Source organism: Variovorax sp. LjRoot290 (genome assembly GCF_964253985.1).
In the GTDB taxonomy this organism is placed as follows: Bacteria; Pseudomonadota; Gammaproteobacteria; order Burkholderiales; family Burkholderiaceae_C; genus Variovorax.
On the sequence record NZ_CAXURW020000002.1, the window covers coordinates 242,659 to 263,407 of the forward strand.

Sequence of the window (20,749 nt, forward strand, 5' to 3'; positions counted from 1 at the left end):
AGCCCGAGGCCCCATCTCTTAGTTGAGTTGGTTCTTAAGAACCCACTTTTCGGTTGTTTGAGATTCGATCTTCCCTTCCTACATTGATGGCCATCGCCACCAAGAGGCGAACACCAGGAGTCACCAGCAATGTCATTAGAAGTCGAAGAAGTCGCGCTGCCGGAAGCGCTCGTCGAAGCCCGGGCCCAGGCCGAAGCGCAAGGCTGGCGCTATCCCGGCGGCGTGAACCCGCGGACTGCATGGGCGCTGGTCCAGGCAGGACAGGCGGTGCTCGTCGACGTGCGTTCGGGCGAGGAGCGCAAGTTCGTCGGGCATGTGCCGCAGAGCCTGCACGTGCCGTGGGCCACCGGTACCGCGCTCACACGCAACCCGCGCTTCGAGCGCGAGTTGGAGGCCAAGCTGGCGAAAGAGGGTGGCAAGCAGGCTGTCGCGCTGCTGCTGTGCCGCAGCGGCAAGCGCTCCGCGCTGGCGGCCGAGGCGGCCGCCAAGGCCGGCTTCACGCAGATCTACAACGTGCTCGAAGGCTTCGAGGGCGAGATCGATGCCGGCCAGCATCGGGGCACGAAGGACGGCTGGCGCTACCACGGGTTGCCCTGGGTCCAGGACTGATACCTCGGTCTCTCGCAACAAAAAAAGAACGCTTCAGGAGGGAACGCGATGGCTCATTTCGAGGTGGGCGAGGTGGTGCGCGCGCTGCGCGGCGTGCGCGACGAGTGGCGAGATCTGCAGAAGCGCTCACGCGAGCTCGGCGCACGCGAATTTCCGTCGCGTGAGGCGCTGGCCGGCATCGTGGCGTCGCTGAAGGGCGCATTGTTTCCGATGCGACTCGGACCGCCGGAGCTTCGTCACGAGAGCGAGGATTTCTATGTCGGCCACACGCTCGACGCGGCGCTTCAGAGCCTGTTGGGGCAGGCAGGACTGGAGCTGAACTTCAGCACTCGCCATCGATCCGTTGCCGCGCACGAGATGGAGGAGAGGGCAGCGCAGGCGGTCCGCGAGTTCGCGAATGCGCTGCCCGGCCTGCGCCGGCTGCTCGACACCGACGTGCTCGCGGCCTTCCAGGGCGACCCGGCGGCGCGCAGCGTCGACGAGGTGCTGCTGTGTTATCCGGGCGTGCTGGCGATGATCCACCACCGGCTCGCGCACAAACTTTACCAGCTGGAGCTGCCCCTTTTGGCCCGCATCCTGGCCGAGCTCGCACACGCCGAGACTGGCATTGACATCCATCCGGGCGCGCAGATCGGCGCCGGCTTCTTCATCGATCACGGCACCGGTGTCGTCATCGGGGAGACGGCGGTGATCGGGCAGCGCGTGCGTCTCTACCAAGCCGTGACGCTGGGCGCCAAGCGTTTTTCGACCGATGTCGAAGGCAACCTGCATAAGGGCCTGCCGCGCCATCCGATCGTGGAGGACGATGTGGTGATCTATGCCGGCGCCACCATCCTCGGACGGGTGAGGCTGGGCAAGGGTGCGACCATCGGCGGCAACGTCTGGGTGACCGACGACGTCGCGCCGGGCGCCAGCGTCACGCAGGCCAGCCTGCAGAGGGCACCGAAGGGGGCGACATGAAGGTGTTCGTGCAGGACTTTGGCGTGGTCGTACGGCAGCTTCGGGAGGCACAGGGCTGGTCGCAGGAGCGGTTGGCCGAGCGCTCGAATCTGAATCGCTCCTACGTGGGCGAGATTGAGCGGGGCAGCGTGATCGCCTCGATCGTGACCGCGCAGAAGCTCGCCCACTCGCTTGGCATTCACAGCGCGGCCCTGTTCGCGCATTGCGAGGAGCTGGAGCGCCGGCGGCTGGCGCAACGCATCAATTTGGCGGCTATAGCCTGTTGAACGACCGGCCCCGTGCGGCCGACACTCGCCGTCCTCGTTTCTTTCTTCAATGTTCACGGAGCCCTCATGAGTGCAACAGTCGGTGGTACCACCGCTCTCGGCGACAACGCCGCCCGCCAGTTGGCGAATGCCACCAAGACCGTCCCTCAACTCGAAACCATCAGCCCGCGCTGGCTCACGCACCTCTTGCAATGGGTGCCGGTCGAAGCAGGCATCTACCGGCTCAACAAGGTCAAGAACCCCGAATCGATCAAGGTCACCTGCACCGCGCGTGAAGAAGAAAACCAGCTGCCGCGCACCTTCGTCGACTACGAGGAGCAGCCGCGCGAATACTTCCTCAATGCCGTGAGCACCGTGCTCGACGTGCACACCCGCATCTCCGACCTCTACAGCAGCCCGCACGACCAGATCAAGGAGCAGCTGCGCCTCACGATCGAGACGATCAAGGAGAACCAGGAGAGCGAGCTCATCAACAACCCCGACTACGGCCTCTTGTCGCAGGTGAGCGAGGAGCAGCGCATCTTCCCGCTGACCGGCGCGCCCACGCCGGACGACCTCGACGAGCTCTTGACCAAGGTCTGGAAGGAGCCGGCCTTCTTCCTCACGCATCCGCTGGCCATCGCCGCCTTCGGCCGCGAAGCCACGCGCCGCGGCACGCCGCCGCCGACCGTGAGCCTGTTCGGCTCGCAGTTCATCACCTGGCGCGGCATCCCGCTGATCCCCTCGAACAAGGTGCCCGTGGCCGACGGCAAGAGCAAGATCCTGCTCTTGCGCGTGGGCGACAAGCGCCAGGGGGTGGTGGGCCTGTTCCAGCCCGGCCTGGCCGGCGAACAGAGCCCGGGCCTGTCGGTGCGCTTCATGGGCATCAACAACCATGCGATCGCCTCCTACCTGATCTCGCTGTACTGCTCGCTCGCGGTGCTGACCACCGACGCGCTGGCCGTTCTCGACGACGTCGAAGTCGGCAAGTACCACGACTACGCCGACATCTACAAGTGAGCACATCGCTTCCTTCATCGGACACCGGCTTCGAAGCGCCCTTCGATCCGGCCGTGCTCGCACAGATGGCCTCGGCCATGTTCGCGGCGCTGCCCGGCGGCGCTGCACCGGGCGTACAGGCGCCGGTCAACATCGCGCCGCCGGGTTCGCCGCTCGCGAGTCCGGCCGGCTTCGGCCCCGGTGTGCCGGGCACGCCCATTCCGCAAGGCCTGGTGCCGGGTGCCAACCTGCTGCCCGCATCGCCCACGCCGCTGGCTTCGCTGGCGCATCGCGCCCCGGCGCTGCAGCCGCACGCGGCCGCGGCCAACGGCCTGCCGGACAGCGTCGTCAGCACCGTGCCGGCCTACGAGCCGCGCTTCGGCGGCGGGCTGCTGGGCGTGCCAGAGGCGAAGGTGGCCGCGGCCTCCCAGGCCACAGCGCATCCGGCCGTCGAGGCCTCGCCCTTCTACTTCGTCGGCGATCGCCATGGCCATCCCGCGGCGGGCGGACACGGCAGCGAAGCCGCAGCCGATCCGCTCGACGCGCTGGCTGCTCAGCCTTTTGCGCAGGCCGCACTGCCGCGCGCGACGGTGCCCCCCGGCCCGGGCATCCCGCAGACCGCGCCCTCGGTCGAGCCGAAGTTCTATTTCGTCGATTCGGTGGTGCTGGCCAGCGGCTACGTCACGCCGGCCAAGCCGGCGCTCCACGGCGGCGCCGTGCCGCCGGCGGAGCAGGGGCGGCATCCGGCCTTCGACGTGCACGCGGTGCGGCGCGATTTCCCGGTGCTTCAGGAACGCGTCAACGGTCGCCAGCTGGTGTGGTTCGACAACGCCGCAACCACGCACAAGCCGCGCGCGGTGATCGATCGCATCTCGTACTTCTACGAGCACGAGAACTCCAACATCCACCGTGCCGCGCACGAACTGGCGGCACGCGCCACCGATGCCTACGAAGGCGCGCGCGAGCGGGTGCGGGCCTTCATCAATGCCCCCGAGGTGGAAGAGGTGATCTTCGTGCGCGGCACCACCGAGGCCATCAACCTGGTGGCCAAGAGTTGGGGTGCGCAGCACGTGGGCGAGGGCGACGAGATCGTCGTCAGCCATCTGGAGCACCACGCCAACATCGTGCCGTGGCAGCAGCTCGCTTCCGCCAAGGGCGCCAAGCTGCGCGTGATCCCGGTGGACGATTCAGGTCAGGTGCTGCTCGACGAGTACCAGAAGCTGCTCAACGACCGCACGAAGATCGTGGCCGTTACCCAGGTCTCGAACGCGCTCGGCACCGTGGTGCCGGTCAAGCAGATCGTGGAGCTCGCGCACCGCGCCGGTGCCCGAGCGCTGGTCGACGGCGCGCAGTCGGTCTCGCACATGCGCGTGGACGTGCAGGACATCGGCGCCGACTTCTTCGTCTTCTCCGGCCACAAGGTGTTCGGCCCGACCGGCATCGGCGTGGTCTGGGGCAGGCGGGAGCTGCTCGAGGACATGCCGCCGTGGCAGGGCGGCGGCAACATGATCGCTGACGTCACCTTCGAAAAGACCGTGTTCCAGCCGATCCCGAACAAGTTCGAGGCCGGCACCGGCAACATCGCCGATGCAGTGGGCCTGGGCGCGGCGATCGACTACGTGAACAGGATCGGCATCGAGAACATCGCGCGCTACGAGCACGCGCTGCTGTGCCACGGCATGCAGGCGCTGGGCGCGATCCCCGGCGTGCGCCTGATCGGCACCGCGGCCGACAAGGCCAGCGTGATGTCATTCGTCCTGGCGGGCTACAGCACAGAGGAGGTGGGCAGAGCGCTCAACGAGGAGGGCATCGCGGTGCGCACCGGCCACCATTGCGCGCAGCCCATCCTGCGGCGCTTCGGCGTCGAGACTACGGTGCGGCCCTCGCTGGCCTTCTACAACACCTTCGACGAGATCGACCGCCTCGTGGCGGTGGTGCGCCGGCTGGCCGGGCAGCGGCGGGCCGGCCTGCCTTCCTAGGCCCAAGCGAAACGCGACATTCGGCGGGCCCTCGAGGCCCGCTTTTTTTACCACCGCGGATGCACCGGCTCGAACACCGGTCGGAACAGAAAGCGGCGCGCGATCTCGCCATAGCCCCGGTAGTAGAAGTGACCATTGGCCGCCAGCACCGCGGCCTTGTGACGCCGGAAGTGGATCGGGATCTCGTACCACGGCATCGTGGGCGCGCGATGGTGCACGTGGTGCACGTGGTGCAGGTTGTTGTAGAGGTAGAGCAGGCCGAACACCAGGTTCGATTCGACGATCGCGACGCGCGCGTGCGGCGTGTCGCTCCATCGGTGCTCGGCGAACGAGCGCAGGGCCCCCAGCATCATGCTCGGGTAGACGAAGCACAGCACGTAGGTGCCCAGATGCATGCCGCAGACCTGGGTCACGTAGAAGAGCACCGGTGCCACGCTGAGGGCGTGCACGAGCCAGATCCGGACGTGCGACAGGTCGTGCGCCCGCAGTCGCGCGGCCTCGCTTCGCACCAGCTTGAGCAGGCGCAGCCAGGGGCCGACCACCACCCGGAAGGCGAGCGTCTGGTTGGCGCCGAAGACCCAGCGCCGCAGTGACCCGTACGCCTCCCAGGCGTGCGCGGCATGGTAGACGCTCTCGGTGTCCTTCTGCGGATGCGTCAGGTGGAAGTTGACGTGGTGCGCGCTGTGACTGCGGTTGTAGAGCGGGTAGGGCAACCAGAGATTGATCGGCGGCCAGACCACGGCGTGGCGCAGCCAGCGCGGCAGGTGGCGCATGGCATGAATGCTCTCGTGCTGCAGCGAGAAATGGAGCTGCCCGAGGTAGCCGCCGAGCAGGAACAGCAGCCACGCCGGCAGCGCGCGGTGCCACCACAGCAGCGCGGCCCAGGCGGCGTAGAGCGCCACGGCGAGCACCAGCGTGGGGATTTCAAAGTGCCGCCACCAGGTGGCGCGCGGCGGGCGCGGAAGGGAGGGGCGGGCGGTGGTGGTCATGGCAGGGACCGCACCGATCTTAGGAAGGGCCGCGTCCTTCGCATGCGCCCATTGCGCATGTGGACATGCGCAAAGCTTCGTTGGCGCGGACGCGAAGGCGCCCTAGATTGGCGGGCTTCCAGACTTTGGCGCTCGCTGTTCCATGACTCACTTCCATCGCCGGCGCCTGCTGCTTTCGCTTCCGGCCCTCTGGCTTGCAGCGAGCCTGGCCGCAGCCGCCGAGGACTATCCCGCCCGGACCGTGCGCGTCGTCGTGCCATACCCTGCCGGCGGCATCGCCGACAAGATCGCGCGCGAGGTCTCCGAACAGTTGCAGCAGCGCCTGAAGCAGCCCGTGGTGGTCGAGAACCGCAGCGGCGCAGCCGGCAACATCGGCTTCGACCATGTCGCGCGGCAGCCGGCCGACGGCTACACGCTGCTCTTGGCGCCGGCGTCGAACCTCACGGTGCAGCCGGCCCTGTTCAAGCAGCTGAGCTACGACCCGGCACGCGACTTCACGCCCGTCTCGCTGCTGGTGCAGACGCCGCAGGTACTGCTCGTGCACCCCTCGCTGCCTGTGGACAGCGTGCAGGAACTGGTCGCCTATTCGAAGAAGAGCCCGGGCAAGCTCAACTATGGCGTCAGCGTCGGCGCCTATTCCCATCTCGCCGGCGAGCTGCTGCGCAGCCGCACCGGCGCCGACTTCACCGCCATTCCCTACCAGGGCAGCGCGCCGGCGCTCAACGACCTGCTCGCGGGCCAGACGCAGTTCATCTTCAACGAGGTGGTCACGGCGATCCCGCATATCCAGGCCGGCAAGCTCAAGCCGCTCGCCGTGGCCTACCGCACGCGTGCTCCCTGGCTGCCCCAGGTGCCGACCACGGCCGAGGCCGGCTTCGCGGATTTCGAGGTGACCTCCTGGTACGGCATCGTCGCGCGCAGCGGCACGCCGAAGCCGGTGGTGGACCGGCTCGCACGCGAGCTCCATGCGATCGTGCAGGCGCCCGACTTCAGGAAGCGCTACGACGACATCGGTGCCTTCACTGTCGGCAGCTCACCGGAAGAGTTCGGCCGCTTCATCGCGAGCGAGACGGTCCGTTGGACGGCGGTGGTCAGGCAGGCAGGGATCGAGCCGCATTGAGTAACGAAACCCTCTCCCCCGGCGAACTGCAGGCGCTGCTGCTCGGAAGCGCGGAGCTTGCGCTGCTCGACGTGCGCGAGGCGCGCTGGTTCTGCGACGCGCATCTCAACCTCGCGCGGCTGGCGCCGCTCTCCACGCTGGAATTGCAGATCGGCGCACTGGTCCCGCGCCGCACGACCGAGCTCGTGGTGTACGACGAGGCCGATGCACAGGAGGGCCCGGCCGCACGCGCGGCTGCGCTGCTCGGGCGGCTCGGCTACACGCATGTGCGGCGTCTTGCGGGCGGCTTGAACGCATGGCGTGCGGAAGGCCTGCCGGTCATCGACGGCTACGCCACGCTGGTCAAGGCTTTTGGCGATCTCGCTCGCCTGCACTACGGCACGCCCACGTTGTCGCTGGCCGAGTTCGAAGAACGCCGGCGCACGGGGCAGGCCATCACGCTCATCGACGCGCGGCCGCGCGAGGAGTACGCCTTTCTCTCGATCGAAGGCGCCCGCAACTATCCGGGCACCGAGCTGGCGCTACGGGCCTTGCACGCGAACGAGCCCGGTCACGTGTGGGTGGTCAACTGCTTCAGCCGCACGCGCGGCATCATCGGCGCCACCACGCTGCGGCTGCTGGCGGGCGGTGACAAGGTCGTCTTCCTGGAGGACGGCGTGATGGCCTGGGGGCTACGCGGGGGCGTGGTGCTCGAGAACGCGCAGCCCCTCGACGACATCCCGGCCGAGCCGCCGGAGCTGCTGCGCGCGCTGGCCGACCGGCTGATCGCGCGCCACGGCCTGTCCGTCATCGATGCCGAGGGGCTCGCGCGGCTGCAGGCCGATCGGGACCGGACCCTCTACCTGTTCGACCTCCGGCCGTCCTCGCCGCCCGCGAATGGCGTGCACCATGTTCCCGGTGGACAGCTGCTCATGCACTTCGAGAATCTCGTGGGCACGCGCAACGCGCGCATCGTGCTGATCGACGAGCCGCATCGGCTGCGCGCGGCCGTGACCGCGTTCTGGCTGGCGCAGCTGAACCAGGCCGAGGTCCATGTGCTCGCGGGCGAGCTGCCGGCGCAGCCTCCCTCGACGGCGGACCATGTGGATCCGGCGAACGACGGCCTCGCGCCCGATGCACTCGCACGGCTGATCGCGTGCGGCGAGGCCGAGCTGTTGGACGTCGGTCCCAGCCTCGACTACGAGAAGCGGCACCTGCCGGGCGCACGCTTCCTGCTGCCCGTCTCGCTCGCGCCGCTCGAACCCTTGCTCGCGCCGGGCCGCACCGTGGTCTTCAGCTCGCCCGACGGCGCCGCCGCCCGCCTCGCCGCGCGCGATGCCGGAGCACGCTGGCCGGCATCGGCCTTCGCCTGGCTGGCCGGCGGCACCGAGGGCTGGGCTGCCGAGGGCCGGCCCGTCGAGGCGTCCTATGTGCCGCAGCAACTGCTGACGCCTTTCGACGACGACTGGGGCTCGGTGATGCGCGTCTTCGGCCCGCGGCGCGACGAGGTCTGGGCTGACTACCTCACGTGGGAGCGCGGGCTGGCGCAACGCGTGGTTGCCGATCCCGCGGTGCGCTTTCGCTTCTTCAGGTGAGCCTCAAGGCGACGGCCTCACCGTCGCCTCGACCGCACTCATGCGGCCTGCGCTGCCGGCCAGAACAGCAGCGCGCGCAGCTCGATGCTGCGGCGCGGCGGCGCATCGGGCGCGTCGTTCGGATTCTCGAAGGCGGTGTGCGCGGTCAGGCGCGCGGTCCCGTCGGCGAGCGAGTCGTAGATCTTCAAGAGCAGCACTTCATCGGGCCGTAGCTTGGGAAACCAATACCAGCGATGCGCTGGGTTGTAGGTGAAGGAGTACGTCTCGCCGACCTTGTCGCGATAGACCAGGTCGCTCGGCACCAGGTCCTCGGGGACGATCGAGCGCGCATCGCACAGCGCCAGCGGCAGGCGCTCCACGGTCGCGAGCGGCCGCCATAGATTGACGATGGCGAAGCGGTGCTTGAGCCGCTCGGCCGCCTCTTCGGGCGGCAGGTGATCGCGCACGCGGCGCGGGCCGGAGAGGAAGGTCTGGTCGTTGTGCACGCGGCGCACCGGCTCGCGCAGCGACGCGGTGCCGCGCGAGCCGCGCGCGCTGTCGCGCAACGTGTGATCGAAGACCACCACCTTCTCGGCGCCGGTGGCCGTGCGCAGCAGCTGTTCCGATTCGAGATAGTAGACCGAGCGGATCGCTGCTTCGTCCGAGAAGTCGGCGAGGGCGCTGCGGTGCGCGAGGTGATGAAAGCCGCTGCGATCGAGCGACAGCTCGCCCAGCGCGGCAAGCGGGCGGCCGTCGCGGATGGTCACGCGCTGCGGCGCCAGCGCGCCGGTCGTCCATGGCAGACCGTCCGGCGGCTCGAAGGTATAGCTGACGGGGCGGCCTTCGCCGGCCTTCAAGTAGTTGAGTTCGGCCTTCACGGACGGCAGCGTGTCCGCCGACGGCCAGTCATTCAATACGGCGCTCATGGGAATTCCCTGCACGTTTGCTTGAAGGGGTGGAGGCTATCCCGGCTGGCGTCTGCGACGAACGAAGGAAAAACGATATCGATATCCGCTTCGTGTACGTGATCCGGTCGCGGGATGGCTGCCCTGCACCGATGCAAAGTGCATCAGCTAACTCGCGATCCTTCGTTGGCAAGCGTCTCGCCTTTTTTGCAGAATGCGACGGGTGAAGCAGATCGTTTATGTCTCGCCGGCCGAACAGGTCCGTTGCGTTCTTGCCATCACGGCAGTCCTGTGGCGGGTGAGGGGACGATCTGTGCGCGATGCGGCTGCCCGCGTCACGCTGCTGCACAACGAGCGTGGCGCAGCGGCGGGAAAGAGTCCGCTGCCGGATGACCCGCGACCGCCTGGAGGACGCGCTTGCGCAGAGCTGGCGCTGGGCGATCTGAGCGCCGCCAAGCCATCGCTCGGGCGCCCTCTGCCTAGCGCTGCTGCCCCCAGCGCCGCACCGTCAGCCGCTCCAGCGTCGCGAAACCCAGGTTCTCGACCGCGAGGCCGATCAGCACCACCATCGCGAGGCCCGCAAACACACGGTCGGTGTAGAGCTCGTTGCGGTTCTGGAAGATGTACCAGCCCAGGCCCCCCTGCCCCGAGGAGGCGCCGAACACCAGCTCGGCCGCGATCAGCGTGCGCCACGCAAAGGCCCAGCCAATCTTGAGCCCCGAAAGAATCGACGGCAGCGCGGCCGGCACCAGGATCTGCAGCACATAGCGCAAGCCCTTCAGGCCGTAGTTGCGCCCGGCCATGCGCAGCGTCTCGGGCACGCCCTGGAAGCCGGCATAGGTGTTGAGCGCCAGCGGCCACAGCACCGAATGGATCAGCACGAAGACCAGGCTGCCGCGGCCGAGGCCGAACCATAGAAGCGCCAGCGGCAGCAGCGCGATGGCCGGCAGCGGGTTGAACATGGAGGTCAGCGTGTCCAGCAGGTCGCGCCCGAGCCGGGTCGACACCGCGAGCGTGGTCAGCACGAAGGCCAGCAGCACGCCGGCCAGGTAGCCCTGCAGCAGCACGGCCAGCGAGATGCGGACCTTGGCCAGCAGTTCGCCGCTGGCCAGGCCCTGCGCCAGCGCCCGCACCGTGGCGCCGAAGGTGGGCAACAGCAGGTCGTTGTCCTGCCAGCGCGCCGCCAGTTCCCACAGGAGCGCGAGCGCGCAGAGGATCAACCCTTTGCGCAGCCAGCCCTGGGCCCAGAGTCGGGTGGCAGCCGGCAGCGGACGTTCGACGGCCCCGGCCGTGAAGGGTTCGAGCGGGCGTTCGTATTCGGGCCGGATGGGCGGATTGGCCGTCGTCATGCTGCAACGGCCTCTTCTTCGAACAGCAGGCCATGGATGCGCTGCGCCGCGGCCTGGAATTCGCTGCCGCCCAGGCTCGCCTGCGTGAAGCCGTGGCTGTTGATCTCGGCGCGCATGCGGCCCGGATGCGGCGACAGCAGCGCGACGCGGTTGCCGACCACCAGCGCCTCTTCGATCGAATGGGTGACGAAGAGCAGCGTGAAGCGCACCTCCTCCCACAGCGCGAGCAGCTCTTCCTGCATCTTGCGGCGCGTGAGGGCGTCGAGCGCAGCGAAGGGCTCATCCATCAGCAGCACGCGCGGCTGCATGGCCAGCGCACGCGCGATCGCCACGCGCTGCTTCATGCCGCCCGAGAGCTGGTGCGGATGCACGTCGGCGAAGCGGGCGAGGCCGACCTTGGCCAGGTAGTGCAGCGCGCGTTCTTCGGCTTCCTTGCGGCCCAGCGTGCCGGAAGCGCGCAGCGGGAACATCACGTTCTGCTTGACCGTCTTCCACGGCGGCAGCTGGTCGAACTCCTGGAACACCACGATGCGGTCCGGCCCCGGCTGCGCAACACGCCGGCCGTCGAGCCGGATCTCGCCCTCGACCGGATGCACGAAGCCGCCCACCGCCTTCAGCAGCGTCGACTTGCCGCAGCCCGAGGGGCCGAGCAGCACGAAGCGGTCGGACGCGAAGACGTCGAAGCTCACGCGGTGCGTGGCGCGGACCACGCGTTCCGGCGTGCGGTATTCGAGGCTCACGCCGTCGACCTGCAGCAGCGGATCGAGCCCGGTGCGCTCTGCAGCTCCCGACGCAGCAGCCGGCGCCGGTCCGCGCAAGGGCGCTTGCGACAAGCCATGGCGCAAGACGAGACCTGCCGTCGAAGACATCGGCTCAGTTCCCTGCCGCGTTCTGGGCGTCGTCGAAGAAGTAGTCCTTCACCGAAGCCGGCTTGTTCTTGATGGCGCCCACGCGGTGCATGAACTCGGCCAGCACGTAGGTGTTCTGCGGCGTGGTCTTGAACTGGACCTCGGGGTTCTTGATGATTTTCAGCAGCAGCTCGCGATCGATCTTCGCGTTGCCGACCTTGAGATAGATGTCGGCCGCCTTCTCGGGGTTGGCGCTGACGAATTGCGCGGCTTCGTTGAGCGCATCGATGAAGGCGCGGTAGCTCTTGGGGTTCTCGCTGCGGAACTTCTCGGTGGCGTAGAGCACGGTGGCCGAGGCCGGTCCGCCGAGCACCTGGTAGGAGTTCAGCACGATGCGCGCGTTCGGGTTGCCTGCGAGCTCCTGCTCCTGGAAGGGCGGGTTGCCGAAGTGGCCGGTGATCTCGGTGCCGCCCTTGATGATGGCCGCGGCCGCATTCGGATGCGGCACGGCCACGCTGATCCTGTCGAGCTTGTTGAACTCCTTGTCGCCCCAGAGCTTGGCCGAGGCCAGCTGCAGCACGCGCGACTGCACCGAGACGCCCACCGCGGGCAGCGCGATGCGGTCCTTGTCGGTGAAGTCGGCGATGGACTTCACGTTCGGGTTGTTCGTGACCAGGTAGTAGGGGAAGTTGCCCAGCGAGGCGACGCCGCGCACGTTCTGCTTGCCCAGGGTGCGGTCCCACAGCGTGAGCAGCGGGCCAACGCCGGCGCCGGCGATCTCGATGTTGCCGGACAGCAGCGCGTCGTTGACTGCCGAGCCGCCCGAGAGCTTGACCCATTCGACCTTGGCGTCGATGCCGGCCGCCTTGGCGTGCTTCTCGATCAGCTTCTGCTCCTGCGCCACGTTGAGCAGCAGGTAGACGATGCCGAACTGCTCGGCGATGCGGATGCGGCCTTCGGCGTGGGCGGCGAGGCTGCCCAGGGCCAGGCCGAGGCCCGCAATCAGCGCGGCGGTGGTGCGTGTGAAACGGTTCATTTTTCTTGAGGGTCAGAAAGGCGTGTCGCCCTGGATGGTCGTTCGGTAGAGCTTGCGTCGCAGTTCGTCGGGCGTGCCCGCGGCCAGGTGCATCAGCGAGCGGTTGTCCCAGAACACCAGGTCGTGCGGCGCCCAGCGGTGGCGGTACACGTACTCGGGCTTCACGCTGTGCGCGAACAGCTCGGCCAGCAACGCATCGCTTTCCTCCTGCGGCAAGCCGACGATGCGGGTCGTGAAATGTTCGCTGACGAACAGCGCCTTGCGGCCGGTTTCGGGATGGGTGCGCACCACGGGCTGAACCGCGGGCGCGACCTTGTCGATCTGGGCCTGCGAGAGCTTGGGGCGCCACGGATTCTTGGCGCGCAGTTCCTCGTACTTGGCGAGGTAGCTGTGCTCGGCCTTCAACGGCAGGATGCGTTGCTGCATCCCGAGGCTCAGGCCCTCCCAGGCGAGATGCTGGTCGGCGAAGAGCGTGTCGCCGCCTTCGCTCGGCAGTTCCTGCGCGTGCAGCAGCGAGCCGAGGCTGGGATGGGGCTTGTAGGAAATGTCGGAATGCCAATAGGCGCCTGCGTCGCCGAGGCCGAGCGGCTCGCCGTCTGCCTTCTTGATGTTGGAGACGATCAGGATCTCGGGATGGCCCTCGAGATGAAACTGGTGCAGCACATGGATCTCGAGCGGGCCGAAGCGGCGGCTGAAGGCGATGTGCTGGTCCGGCGTGATCTGCTGGTCGCGGAACACGAGCACGTGGTGGTCCAGGTGCGCGCGGTGGATGCGCCTGAAATCGGCTTCGTTGATTGGCCTTCCGATGTCGAGGCCGACGATCTCGGCGCCGACCGGCGTATCGAAAGGACGAATATCGAAACGCTGGACAGTTGTGGAACGCGACAGGACAGCCGGCATGAAGAAGACATCTGGAGCAAAAAGCGAACTGGCGACTCTAGGTGCCCGGTCCGCTATCGACAACGAACGATTCTTCGCTTGCTTATGAGCAATCTGTCTGAGGCGACTGCGCGGCGAAGGAGTGCCGTCGACTTGGAGCGGAGATCCTGGAAGCGCCAGTCGAAGCGTCCTACTGCAGGAAGCTGGGCTTGGCATAGCCCTGGAACTTGCTGTCGACCACCGCCTTGTATTCCTTCGAGCGGTAGGCCTCGCTCAAATCCTTGGCCCAGGGCGTGTCCTTGTCCGCACGCTTGACGGCCACCACGTTCAGGTAGTGGTCGGGCGTCTTCTCCAGAACCACAGCCTCGTCCAGCTTGAGGCCCGAGGAGATCGCGAAGTTGCCGTTCACGATGGCGTACTCGGTGTCGCCCAGCGAGCGCGGCAGCTGCGCGGCCTCGAGCGGGATGAACCTGAGCTTGCGCGGGTTCTCGGCAATGTCCTTCTCCGAGGCGCGGATCGGATCGATGCCGCTCTTGAGCGCAATCAGCTTGTTCTGCTCGAGCAGCACCAGCGCACGCGCCAGGTTGCTCGGGTCGTTGGGCAGGGTCACGCGGTCGCCGTCCTTCACCTCGGCCAGCGACTTGCGCTTGGTCGAGTACACGCCGAGCGGCGCGATCGGGCCCTGCACCAGCTCGACGATGTCGAGCTTCTGGTCGGCGGAGAATTTCTTCAGATAGACCGTGTGCTGGAAGAAGTTGGCGTCGAGCGAACCCTGGGCGAGCGCGAGGTTGGGCTGCACGTAGTCGTTGAACTCGACCAGCTTCACCTTGTAGCCCTTCTTCTCGAGGATCGGCACGATGCCGAGCTTGAGCTGGTCGATGTTGGAGCCGGCGGTGCCGCCGATCACGAGATTCTTCTTGGCCTCGACCTGGGCCTGCACACCGAGCGCGAGTGCGGTCAGGGACAGGGCGAGAACGGTGCGGCGCAGCAGGAATGCTTTTTTCATGAGAGTGCGAGAATGGAGAAAGAAGAAGGGAATCAGCGCTTGTCGAGACGGCGCGCCGCCGTGTTGCCGACGAACTGGAGGATCTGCACCAGCACCACGAGCAGGGCCACGGTGAGCACCATCACGTCGGTCTGGAAACGGTAGTAGCCGTAGCGGATGGCCAGGTCGCCGATGCCGCCACCGCCCACCACGCCGGCGATCGCCGAGTAGGAGAGAAAGCTCACCGCCAGCACCGTGAGCGCGAGCACCAGGCCGGAGCGCGCCTCGACCACCAGCACGCGCCAGACGATCTGCAGCTCGCTCGCACCCATCGCGTGCGCGGCCTCGATCACGCCGCGCGGCACCTCGCGCAGGCACTGGTCGACCAGGCGCGCGAAGTACGGAATGGCGGCAAACGAAAGCGGCACCGCGGCCGCGAGCGGCCCGATCGAGGTGCCGGCGATGATGCGCGTGAAGGGTACCAGCGCCACCAGCAGGATGATGAAGGGGAAGGAACGCACGGTGTTGACGAGCCAGTTCAGCACCAGGAAGGCCGGCTTGTTGTCCAGCGACTGGCCGGGTCCGAGCAGGAACAGCAGCACGCCCAGCGGGCCGCCGATGAGCACCGCAGCCGAGAGGCCGATGCCCAGCATCAGGAAGGTCTGGCCGGTGGCGACCCACAGCTCGGGCAGGATGGCGGCGATGTTCTCAGGCATAAGCCAACCCTCCAGTCGGATGATGACGCTGCGCGGGTTGCGGCAACGTTTCGCGCTCGCGCCGTCGCACCAGCGCATCGATCTCGCGCCCCAGCGCGGTCCGGCGCTCGACGCTTGGCGCATCCACAGCGAACTGCTCGATCAGCCGGCCCTGCTCGAGGATGGCGACCTGGCGGCACAGCACCTCGACCACCGAGAGCTCGTGCGTGACGATCACGATCGTGACGCCGATCTTCTGGTTGATGTCGCGCAGCGTTTCCAGCAAGTCGCGCGTGGTCTCGCTGTCGAGCGCGGAGGTGGGCTCGTCGCACAGCAGCACCTGCGGCCGCGGCGCCAGCGCACGTGCGATGGCAACACGCTGCTTCTGGCCGCCCGAGAGCTGCGCCGGATAGCTGTCAATCTTCTCGGCCAGGCCCACCAGTTCCAGGCATTCGCGCACGCGCGCATCGATCTCTGCTCGCGAGTGGCGGCCGTGGATCCTGAGTGGAAACGCCACGTTGTCGAACACGGTCGCGTTCTGCAGCAGGTTGAACTGCTGGAAGATCATTCCGATGCTCTGCCGCGTGTCGCGCAGCTCGCGCCGCGAGAGCGTGGTGAGGTCGCGGCCGCCGACGAACACCTTGCCCGCGTCGGGCCGTTCCAGCAGGTTGATGAGGCGCAGCAGCGTGGACTTGCCGGCGCCGCTCTTGCCGATCAGGCCGAACACCTCGCCTTCGGGTATGTCGAGGGAGAGCGAATGCACGGCATCGAAGACCTCGCCATTGGGCAGCGGAAAGGATTTCTGGACGGATTCAAGACGGATCACGGGCGGCTTCTTGTTCGCCGCGTCGGAGGGAGGGCTGGTCATTGCGCTTCAAAAAGCTGCCGAGTATGCGAAGAGGCGAGCTCGAAGGGAACGAACAAATAGTGGGTTGCTTATGCACACCGGTCCGTCGAAGAACGGATATCGACATGCGGCTTTCTTCGTTCCGTCGCGCGCCATGCAATGGCACATTCGCGCTCCCTTGTATTTCGCACACATCGACATGCTTTCTTCGCTCCGCCGCCGCACTGCCCTCGCTGCCCTCGCTGCCATCGCAACGCTCACCGTCCTCACCACTCCTCCTGTCCAGGCGCAGGACAAGAACACGATCAAGGTCGGCGTCTCGGTCGGCAATGCCGAGCAGGTCTTCGAAGTGGTCAAGAAGGTCGCCGCACGCGACGGACTCAAGATCGAGGTGGTGGTGTTCAACGACTACCAACTGCCCAATGCGGCGCTGACGGCCGGCGATCTCGACGCCAATGCCTTCCAGCATCAGCCCTTCCTCGACAACCAAAACAAGGCGCGCGGCTTCGACATCGTGCCGGTGGGCCTCACGATCACCGCGCCGCTGGGCTTCTACTCGCGCAAGCTCAAGTCCATCGATGCGCTGCCCGACAGCGCCTCGGTCGGCATCCAGAACGATCCTTCGAACGGCAACCGCGCGCTCCTGCTGCTGCAGTCGGCCAAGCTGATCACGCTCAAGCCCGAAGCGGTGAAGAACAACAACGCGACGCCGCTCGACGTGGTGTCGAACCCGAAGAAGCTCAAGCTGGTGCCTCTCGACGCCGCGCAGCTGCCGCGCTCGCTGGACGATCTCGCGATCGCCGCCATCAACAACGACTATGCCGAGAAGGCGGGCCTCTCGCTTGCCAAGGATGCGGTCATCAAGGAATCGCCGCAGGGCCCCTACGCCAACCTGATCGCGGTGCGCCGCGCCGACAAGGACAAGCCCTGGGCCAAACGGCTGGTCGCGGCCTACCAGTCGCCCGAGGTCAAGGCCTTCATCGAGACCCAGTTCAAGGGCTCGCTGGTGCCAGCGTTCTAGACGCCACCCGAGCAATCCAGGGCAGTGCCGCCGCCGCGGACCCGAGCGAACTGGCCAGTGCATGGACCTGGCGGCGAGAGCGCCAAGCCTGGAATCTGCATATCGATAGCTGAAATGCTTCTAGCAGCCGCGGGTGTAAAGGCCCGCCCAGGCGACACATTCGTGGTCTGGCATTTTTTCCAAACGCGAGGCGATTTCGTGAAGCTCTTCTGGTTCTTGCCGACCCACGGCGACAGCCGCTACCTCGGCACCGCGCATGGCGCGCGCAGCGTGGACCACAAATATCTGAAGCAAGTGGCGCAGGCAGCCGATCAGCTGGGCTACGAGGGCGTGCTGATCCCGACGGGCCGCTCCTGCGAGGACTCCTGGGTGGTTGCCTCCTCGCTCGTTCCATTCACCGAGCAGCTCAAGTTCCTGGTGGCCATCCGGCCGGGCGTCATCTCGCCGACCGTCTCGGCGCGCCAGGCCGCCACGCTCGACCGCTTCTCCAACGGGCGCGTCCTGATCAACGTGGTGACCGGCGGCGACCCCGACGAGCAGCGCGGCGACGGCAGCTTTCTGTCGCACGCCGAACGCTACGAGGTCACGACCGAGTTCCTGCGCATCTGGCGCGGCGTCGCTGCAGGCGAGACCGTGAACTTCGCCGGCAAGCACCTGCGCGTGGAGAACGCGAAGACGCTGTACCCGTCGGTGCAGAAGCCCTATCCGCCCCTGTGGTTCGGCGGCTCCTCCGATGCCGCGATCGAACTCGCGGGCGAGCAGGTCGATGTTTACCTCACGTGGGGCGAGCCGCCGCGGGCCGTCGCCGAGAAGATCGCCAAGGCGCGCGCCGCCGCGGCCTTGCATGGCCGCACGCTGCGCTTCGGCATCCGGCTGCACGTGATCGTGCGCGAGAGCTCGGAGGCCGCCTGGCGCGCCGCCGACAGGCTGATCTCGCACCTGAGCGATGACACCATCGCGGCCGCGCAGAAGGCCTTCGCACGCTTCGATTCGATCGGCCAGCAGCGCATGGCCGCGCTGCACCAGGGGCGGCGTGATCGGCTTGAGGTGTCGCCCAACCTGTGGGCCGGCGTCGGCCTGGTGCGAGGCGGTGCCGGCACGGCACTCGTGGGCAGCCCGGAGGAGGTCGCGGCGCGCATCGAGGAATACGCGGCGCTCGGCATCGACACCTTCATCTTCTCCGGCTATCCGCACCTTGAAGAGGCCTACCGTTTCGCCGAGCTCGTGTTCCCGTTGCTGCCGCTGGCGCGCATGCACCCGCCAGGGCAGGCCAACCTGACCGGTCCGTTCGGAGAGGTGATCGCCAATGACATCGTCCCGTCCGCGCGCGCCGCCGCCTGAGGCATCGCTTCTCCAGTTCTTCTTCTCTTCTTCTCATCTCGCCATGGCTCACAAACTCAAGATCGTCGCCGTCTCCGGCGGCCTGCAACGTCCGTCGCGCACGCTCGCGCTCGTCGAAGAACTGCTGGACGGACTGACCGATGCCTGGCCCGCCGAGACCCGGCTGATCGAGCTCAGCCAGTTGGTGCCGAAGTTCGGCAACGTGCTGCAGCGCGGCCAACTGCCGGCCGAGGTCGAGCAGGCGCTCAAGGATGTGGAGTCCGCCGACCTGCTGCTGGTGGCGAGCCCGATCTACCGCGGGTCGTACACCGGACTCTTCAAGCACTTCTTCGACTTCGCCCACCACGAATCGCTGATCGACGTCCCGGTGCTGCTCGCAGCCACCGGGGGCAGCGACCGCCACGCGCTGGCGATCGACCACCAGCTGCGCCCGCTGTTCAGCTTCTTCCAGGCGCATACCCTGCCGATCGGCGTCTATGCGACCGACAAGGAGTTCGAGAACTACCGCGTCAGCAGCGAGGCGCTGCGTGCGCGCATCGCGCTGGCGGTCGAACGTGCGTTGCCGGTGCTGCGGCAACGTGCCCACACGCCGGTCGCGGTGCCTTCCCTCGCTCTGGCCTGATCGTTCCGTGGCCGAGCACGGGATTACGGGCCTGCCTGATCCGCCGCTGCTGGAACTGGGCGGCCTGTCCGTGGCCTTTCCCGGTGGCCGAGCGGCGGTGGACGCGCTCGACCTGCGCATCGCCGCCGGCGAGACGCTGGCGCTGGTGGGCGAGTCGGGCTGCGGCAAGTCGACCACCGCGCTGGCCGTGCTGCGTCTGCTGCCGCGGCAGGCGCAGCTCTCGGGCGCCGTGCGCTATGCCGGCCGCGACCTGCTGGCGCTGAAGGAGCGGGAGCTCTTCGCTCTGCGCGGGCGCGAGATCTCGATGATCTTCCAGGAGCCGATGAGCTCGCTCAATCCGCTGCACACGATCGGGCAGCAGGTGGTGGAGGCGCTGACGCTGCACCAGCCGCTCTCGAGGGCCGCCGCGCGCGCGCGTGCGATCGAGCTGCTCGAGCGGGTCCGGCTGCCGGAGCCGCGGCGCCGCTTCGACGACCATCCGCACCAGCTCTCCGGCGGGCAGCGCCAGCGCGTCATGATCGCGATGGCGGTCGCATGCCATCCGCGCCTCCTGATCGCCGACGAGCCGACCACGGCGCTCGACGTCACCATCCAGGCGCAGATCCTCGGCCTCATCGACGAGCTGCGCCGCGAGCTCGACATGGCGGTGCTGCTCATCACGCACGACCTCGGCGTGGTCGCGCAGTGGGCCGATCGCGTGGCCGTGATGCATGGCGGGCGCAAGCTCGAGGAGGGGCCGACCTCGGAGGTCTTCTCGGCGCCGCGCCACGCCTACACGCGCGGCCTGCTGGGCGCCTCGCTGCACCTCGATCCTTCGCTGCACTACCGCGGCGCGCGGCTGGCTGAAGTTCGCGCGGACGGGCAGGGCGGTTTCGCGCTCAAGCGTTCGCCGGTACGCGCGCAAGGCAGCGCTGCCGCCGATGCGGCAGGCGCGAAGCCATTGCTCGCGGTGGAGGGACTGCATGTCGGCTACCCGGGCGGCCACGGCACGGTGCAGGCGGTGCGGGATGTCTCGCTGTCGATCGGCCGTGGCGAGACCGTCGGCCTGGTGGGCGAATCGGGTTGCGGCAAGTCCAGCCTCTCGCGCGCCATCGTCCGGCTGGTGCCGGCGCAGGCCGGCCGTGTGGTGCTCGACGGGCGCGACCTGCTCGCGCTGCCGCCGCGCGAACTGCTGCCTGAGCGCCGCCGGGTGCAGATGATCTTCCAGGACCCCTACGGCTCGCTCAATCCGCGCCATCGCGTCGACGACATCCTGCATCACGCGCTCGCCATCCATGGGCTGCGCGATCGCGGCGAACGCGAGCGCCGCATCGTCGCCGTGCTGGACGACGTGGGGCTCGGCGGCAGCGCGCGGCGCCGCTACCCGCACGAGTTCTCGGGCGGACAGCGCCAGCGCATCGGCATCGCCCGTGCGCTGGTGCTGCGGCCCGAGCTCGTGATCTGCGACGAGCCGGTGTCCGCGCTCGATGTCTCGATCCAGGCGCAGATTCTCAATCTGCTGGTCGACCTCAAGGCCGAATACGGCCTGGCCTACCTGTTCATCTCGCACGACCTGTCGGTGGTGCGCTACATCGCCGACCGCGTCCTGGTGATGAACGGCGGGCGCATCGTCGAATCGGGCGATCACGAAAGCATCTGGAAACGCCCTCGACATCCTTACACGCGCAGCCTGCTCGCGGCCGTGCCGGGTCGGCGCCGCGAAGAAGCGTCGGCCCGGATCGACGAGCCGGTGCTGCAGGCCGCGTGAGCGCCTCTTTTTCTGTTGCC

General features: G+C 67.7%; 20 protein-coding genes. 11 read left to right on the forward strand and 9 right to left on the reverse strand.

The genetic code is table 11. The features are described 5' to 3' along the window. The first annotated feature begins 129 nt into the window (after positions 1–129). The 5 genes from ACSQ9A_RS30045 (at position 130) to ACSQ9A_RS30065 (ending at position 4,792) form a co-directional block, all read left to right on the forward strand. Complete coding sequence (locus tag ACSQ9A_RS30045) at positions 130–609, forward strand: rhodanese-like domain-containing protein (RefSeq protein WP_436306565.1); 480 nt, start codon at positions 130–132, stop codon at positions 607–609. Between the two features lie 48 nt (positions 610–657). Next, entirely contained in the window at positions 658–1,569 is a 912-nt protein-coding gene (epsC, locus tag ACSQ9A_RS30050; RefSeq protein ID WP_436306566.1) for a serine O-acetyltransferase EpsC, read from the forward strand. After that, the gene (locus tag ACSQ9A_RS30055; protein WP_436291185.1) at positions 1,566–1,835 is read left to right on the forward strand and encodes a helix-turn-helix domain-containing protein; all 270 of its coding nucleotides are present in this window, start codon (positions 1,566–1,568) and stop codon (positions 1,833–1,835) included. The genes epsC and ACSQ9A_RS30055 overlap by 4 nt, the downstream gene beginning before the upstream one ends. 66 nt (positions 1,836–1,901) lie before the next feature. Beyond that, positions 1,902–2,834, forward strand: a complete 933-nt coding sequence (locus ACSQ9A_RS30060) for a family 2A encapsulin nanocompartment shell protein (protein WP_436306567.1) — start codon at positions 1,902–1,904, stop codon at positions 2,832–2,834. Between the two features lie 65 nt (positions 2,835–2,899). Next, a complete protein-coding gene (locus ACSQ9A_RS30065) occupies positions 2,900–4,792 on the forward strand; it encodes a family 2A encapsulin nanocompartment cargo protein cysteine desulfurase (RefSeq protein ID WP_436307733.1) in 1,893 nt (630 codons plus the stop codon). A 47-nt stretch (positions 4,793–4,839) separates the two neighbouring features. On the opposite strand, the gene ACSQ9A_RS30070 is transcribed toward ACSQ9A_RS30065, so the two are convergent. Continuing rightward, the gene (locus tag ACSQ9A_RS30070) at positions 4,840–5,781 is read right to left on the reverse strand and encodes a fatty acid desaturase (protein WP_436306568.1); all 942 of its coding nucleotides are present in this window, start codon (positions 5,779–5,781) and stop codon (positions 4,840–4,842) included. A 142-nt stretch (positions 5,782–5,923) separates the two neighbouring features. Here ACSQ9A_RS30070 and ACSQ9A_RS30075 point away from each other — a divergent pair, with 142 nt between their 5' ends. Both ACSQ9A_RS30075 and ACSQ9A_RS30080 read left to right on the forward strand, forming a co-directional pair. Beyond that, positions 5,924–6,901 (forward strand): Bug family tripartite tricarboxylate transporter substrate binding protein, encoded by a 978-nt coding sequence (locus tag ACSQ9A_RS30075; RefSeq protein ID WP_436306569.1) that lies wholly within the window; start codon positions 5,924–5,926, stop codon positions 6,899–6,901. Next, complete coding sequence (locus ACSQ9A_RS30080; protein ID WP_436306570.1) at positions 6,898–8,475, forward strand: rhodanese-like domain-containing protein; 1,578 nt, start codon at positions 6,898–6,900, stop codon at positions 8,473–8,475. Before ACSQ9A_RS30075 ends, ACSQ9A_RS30080 begins: the two co-directional genes overlap by 4 nt. Positions 8,476–8,513: 38 nt before the next feature. Here the strand turns inward: ACSQ9A_RS30080 and ACSQ9A_RS30085 are convergent, their stop codons facing one another. The 8 genes from ACSQ9A_RS30085 to ACSQ9A_RS30120 form a co-directional block, all read right to left on the reverse strand. Next, positions 8,514–9,380: a CmcJ/NvfI family oxidoreductase gene (locus ACSQ9A_RS30085; protein ID WP_436306571.1), complete on the reverse strand. Its 867-nt coding sequence runs from the start codon at positions 9,378–9,380 to the stop codon at positions 8,514–8,516. A 458-nt stretch (positions 9,381–9,838) separates the two neighbouring features. Continuing rightward, the gene (locus ACSQ9A_RS30090) at positions 9,839–10,708 is read right to left on the reverse strand and encodes an ABC transporter permease (RefSeq protein WP_436306572.1); all 870 of its coding nucleotides are present in this window, start codon (positions 10,706–10,708) and stop codon (positions 9,839–9,841) included. Then, positions 10,705–11,577, reverse strand: a complete 873-nt coding sequence (locus ACSQ9A_RS30095) for an ABC transporter ATP-binding protein (protein WP_436306573.1) — start codon at positions 11,575–11,577, stop codon at positions 10,705–10,707. Before ACSQ9A_RS30095 ends, ACSQ9A_RS30090 begins: the two co-directional genes overlap by 4 nt. 4 nt (positions 11,578–11,581) lie before the next feature. Continuing rightward, complete coding sequence (locus ACSQ9A_RS30100; protein ID WP_436306574.1) at positions 11,582–12,592, reverse strand: ABC transporter substrate-binding protein; 1,011 nt, start codon at positions 12,590–12,592, stop codon at positions 11,582–11,584. Between the two features lie 12 nt (positions 12,593–12,604). Then, positions 12,605–13,492: a TauD/TfdA dioxygenase family protein gene (locus ACSQ9A_RS30105; RefSeq protein ID WP_436306575.1), complete on the reverse strand. Its 888-nt coding sequence runs from the start codon at positions 13,490–13,492 to the stop codon at positions 12,605–12,607. A 169-nt stretch (positions 13,493–13,661) separates the two neighbouring features. Then, positions 13,662–14,477, reverse strand: a complete 816-nt coding sequence (locus ACSQ9A_RS30110) for a MetQ/NlpA family ABC transporter substrate-binding protein (RefSeq protein WP_436306576.1) — start codon at positions 14,475–14,477, stop codon at positions 13,662–13,664. Between the two features lie 32 nt (positions 14,478–14,509). After that, entirely contained in the window at positions 14,510–15,172 is a 663-nt protein-coding gene (locus ACSQ9A_RS30115) for a methionine ABC transporter permease (RefSeq protein ID WP_436306577.1), read from the reverse strand. Next, on the reverse strand, positions 15,165–16,019 hold the full coding sequence (locus tag ACSQ9A_RS30120; protein ID WP_436306578.1) for a methionine ABC transporter ATP-binding protein: 855 nt from the start codon (positions 16,017–16,019) through the stop codon (positions 15,165–15,167). Before ACSQ9A_RS30120 ends, ACSQ9A_RS30115 begins: the two co-directional genes overlap by 8 nt. A gap of 178 nt (positions 16,020–16,197) precedes the next feature. Here ACSQ9A_RS30120 and ACSQ9A_RS30125 point away from each other — a divergent pair, with 178 nt between their 5' ends. The 4 genes from ACSQ9A_RS30125 to ACSQ9A_RS30140 all read left to right on the forward strand — a co-directional run bounded on the left by ACSQ9A_RS30125 (position 16,198) and on the right by ACSQ9A_RS30140 (position 20,729). Next, positions 16,198–17,019 (forward strand): MetQ/NlpA family ABC transporter substrate-binding protein, encoded by an 822-nt coding sequence (locus ACSQ9A_RS30125; protein ID WP_436306579.1) that lies wholly within the window; start codon positions 16,198–16,200, stop codon positions 17,017–17,019. A 198-nt stretch (positions 17,020–17,217) separates the two neighbouring features. Continuing rightward, positions 17,218–18,360, forward strand: a complete 1,143-nt coding sequence (ssuD, locus tag ACSQ9A_RS30130) for an FMNH2-dependent alkanesulfonate monooxygenase (protein WP_436306580.1) — start codon at positions 17,218–17,220, stop codon at positions 18,358–18,360. Between the two features lie 43 nt (positions 18,361–18,403). Next, a complete protein-coding gene (msuE, locus tag ACSQ9A_RS30135; RefSeq protein ID WP_436306581.1) occupies positions 18,404–18,982 on the forward strand; it encodes an FMN reductase in 579 nt (192 codons plus the stop codon). Between the two features lie 7 nt (positions 18,983–18,989). Further along, entirely contained in the window at positions 18,990–20,729 is a 1,740-nt protein-coding gene (locus tag ACSQ9A_RS30140) for an ABC transporter ATP-binding protein (protein ID WP_436306582.1), read from the forward strand. Positions 20,730–20,749: the final 20 nt, after the last annotated feature.

Excerpts from the sequence above, each read along its gene's own strand:
- ACSQ9A_RS30045 (WP_436306565.1), top strand. The coding sequence starts at position 130 with ATGTCATTAGAAGTCGAAGAAGTCGCGCTGCCGGAAGCGCTCGTCGAA.
- epsC (WP_436306566.1), top strand. The coding sequence starts at position 658 with ATGGCTCATTTCGAGGTGGGCGAGGTGGTGCGCGCGCTGCGCGGCGTG.
- ACSQ9A_RS30055 (WP_436291185.1), top strand. The coding sequence starts at position 1,566 with ATGAAGGTGTTCGTGCAGGACTTTGGCGTGGTCGTACGGCAGCTTCGG.
- ACSQ9A_RS30060 (WP_436306567.1), top strand. The coding sequence starts at position 1,902 with ATGAGTGCAACAGTCGGTGGTACCACCGCTCTCGGCGACAACGCCGCC.
- ACSQ9A_RS30065 (WP_436307733.1), top strand. The coding sequence starts at position 2,900 with ATGGCCTCGGCCATGTTCGCGGCGCTGCCCGGCGGCGCTGCACCGGGC.
- ACSQ9A_RS30070 (WP_436306568.1), bottom strand. The coding sequence starts at position 5,781 with ATGACCACCACCGCCCGCCCCTCCCTTCCGCGCCCGCCGCGCGCCACC.
- ACSQ9A_RS30075 (WP_436306569.1), top strand. The coding sequence starts at position 5,924 with ATGACTCACTTCCATCGCCGGCGCCTGCTGCTTTCGCTTCCGGCCCTC.
- ACSQ9A_RS30085 (WP_436306571.1), bottom strand. The coding sequence starts at position 9,380 with ATGAGCGCCGTATTGAATGACTGGCCGTCGGCGGACACGCTGCCGTCC.
- ACSQ9A_RS30090 (WP_436306572.1), bottom strand. The coding sequence starts at position 10,708 with ATGACGACGGCCAATCCGCCCATCCGGCCCGAATACGAACGCCCGCTC.
- ACSQ9A_RS30095 (WP_436306573.1), bottom strand. The coding sequence starts at position 11,577 with ATGTCTTCGACGGCAGGTCTCGTCTTGCGCCATGGCTTGTCGCAAGCG.
- ACSQ9A_RS30100 (WP_436306574.1), bottom strand. The coding sequence starts at position 12,592 with ATGAACCGTTTCACACGCACCACCGCCGCGCTGATTGCGGGCCTCGGC.
- ACSQ9A_RS30105 (WP_436306575.1), bottom strand. The coding sequence starts at position 13,492 with ATGCCGGCTGTCCTGTCGCGTTCCACAACTGTCCAGCGTTTCGATATT.
- ACSQ9A_RS30110 (WP_436306576.1), bottom strand. The coding sequence starts at position 14,477 with ATGAAAAAAGCATTCCTGCTGCGCCGCACCGTTCTCGCCCTGTCCCTG.
- ACSQ9A_RS30115 (WP_436306577.1), bottom strand. The coding sequence starts at position 15,172 with ATGCCTGAGAACATCGCCGCCATCCTGCCCGAGCTGTGGGTCGCCACC.
- ACSQ9A_RS30120 (WP_436306578.1), bottom strand. The coding sequence starts at position 16,019 with ATGACCAGCCCTCCCTCCGACGCGGCGAACAAGAAGCCGCCCGTGATC.
- ACSQ9A_RS30125 (WP_436306579.1), top strand. The coding sequence starts at position 16,198 with ATGCTTTCTTCGCTCCGCCGCCGCACTGCCCTCGCTGCCCTCGCTGCC.
- msuE (WP_436306581.1), top strand. The coding sequence starts at position 18,404 with ATGGCTCACAAACTCAAGATCGTCGCCGTCTCCGGCGGCCTGCAACGT.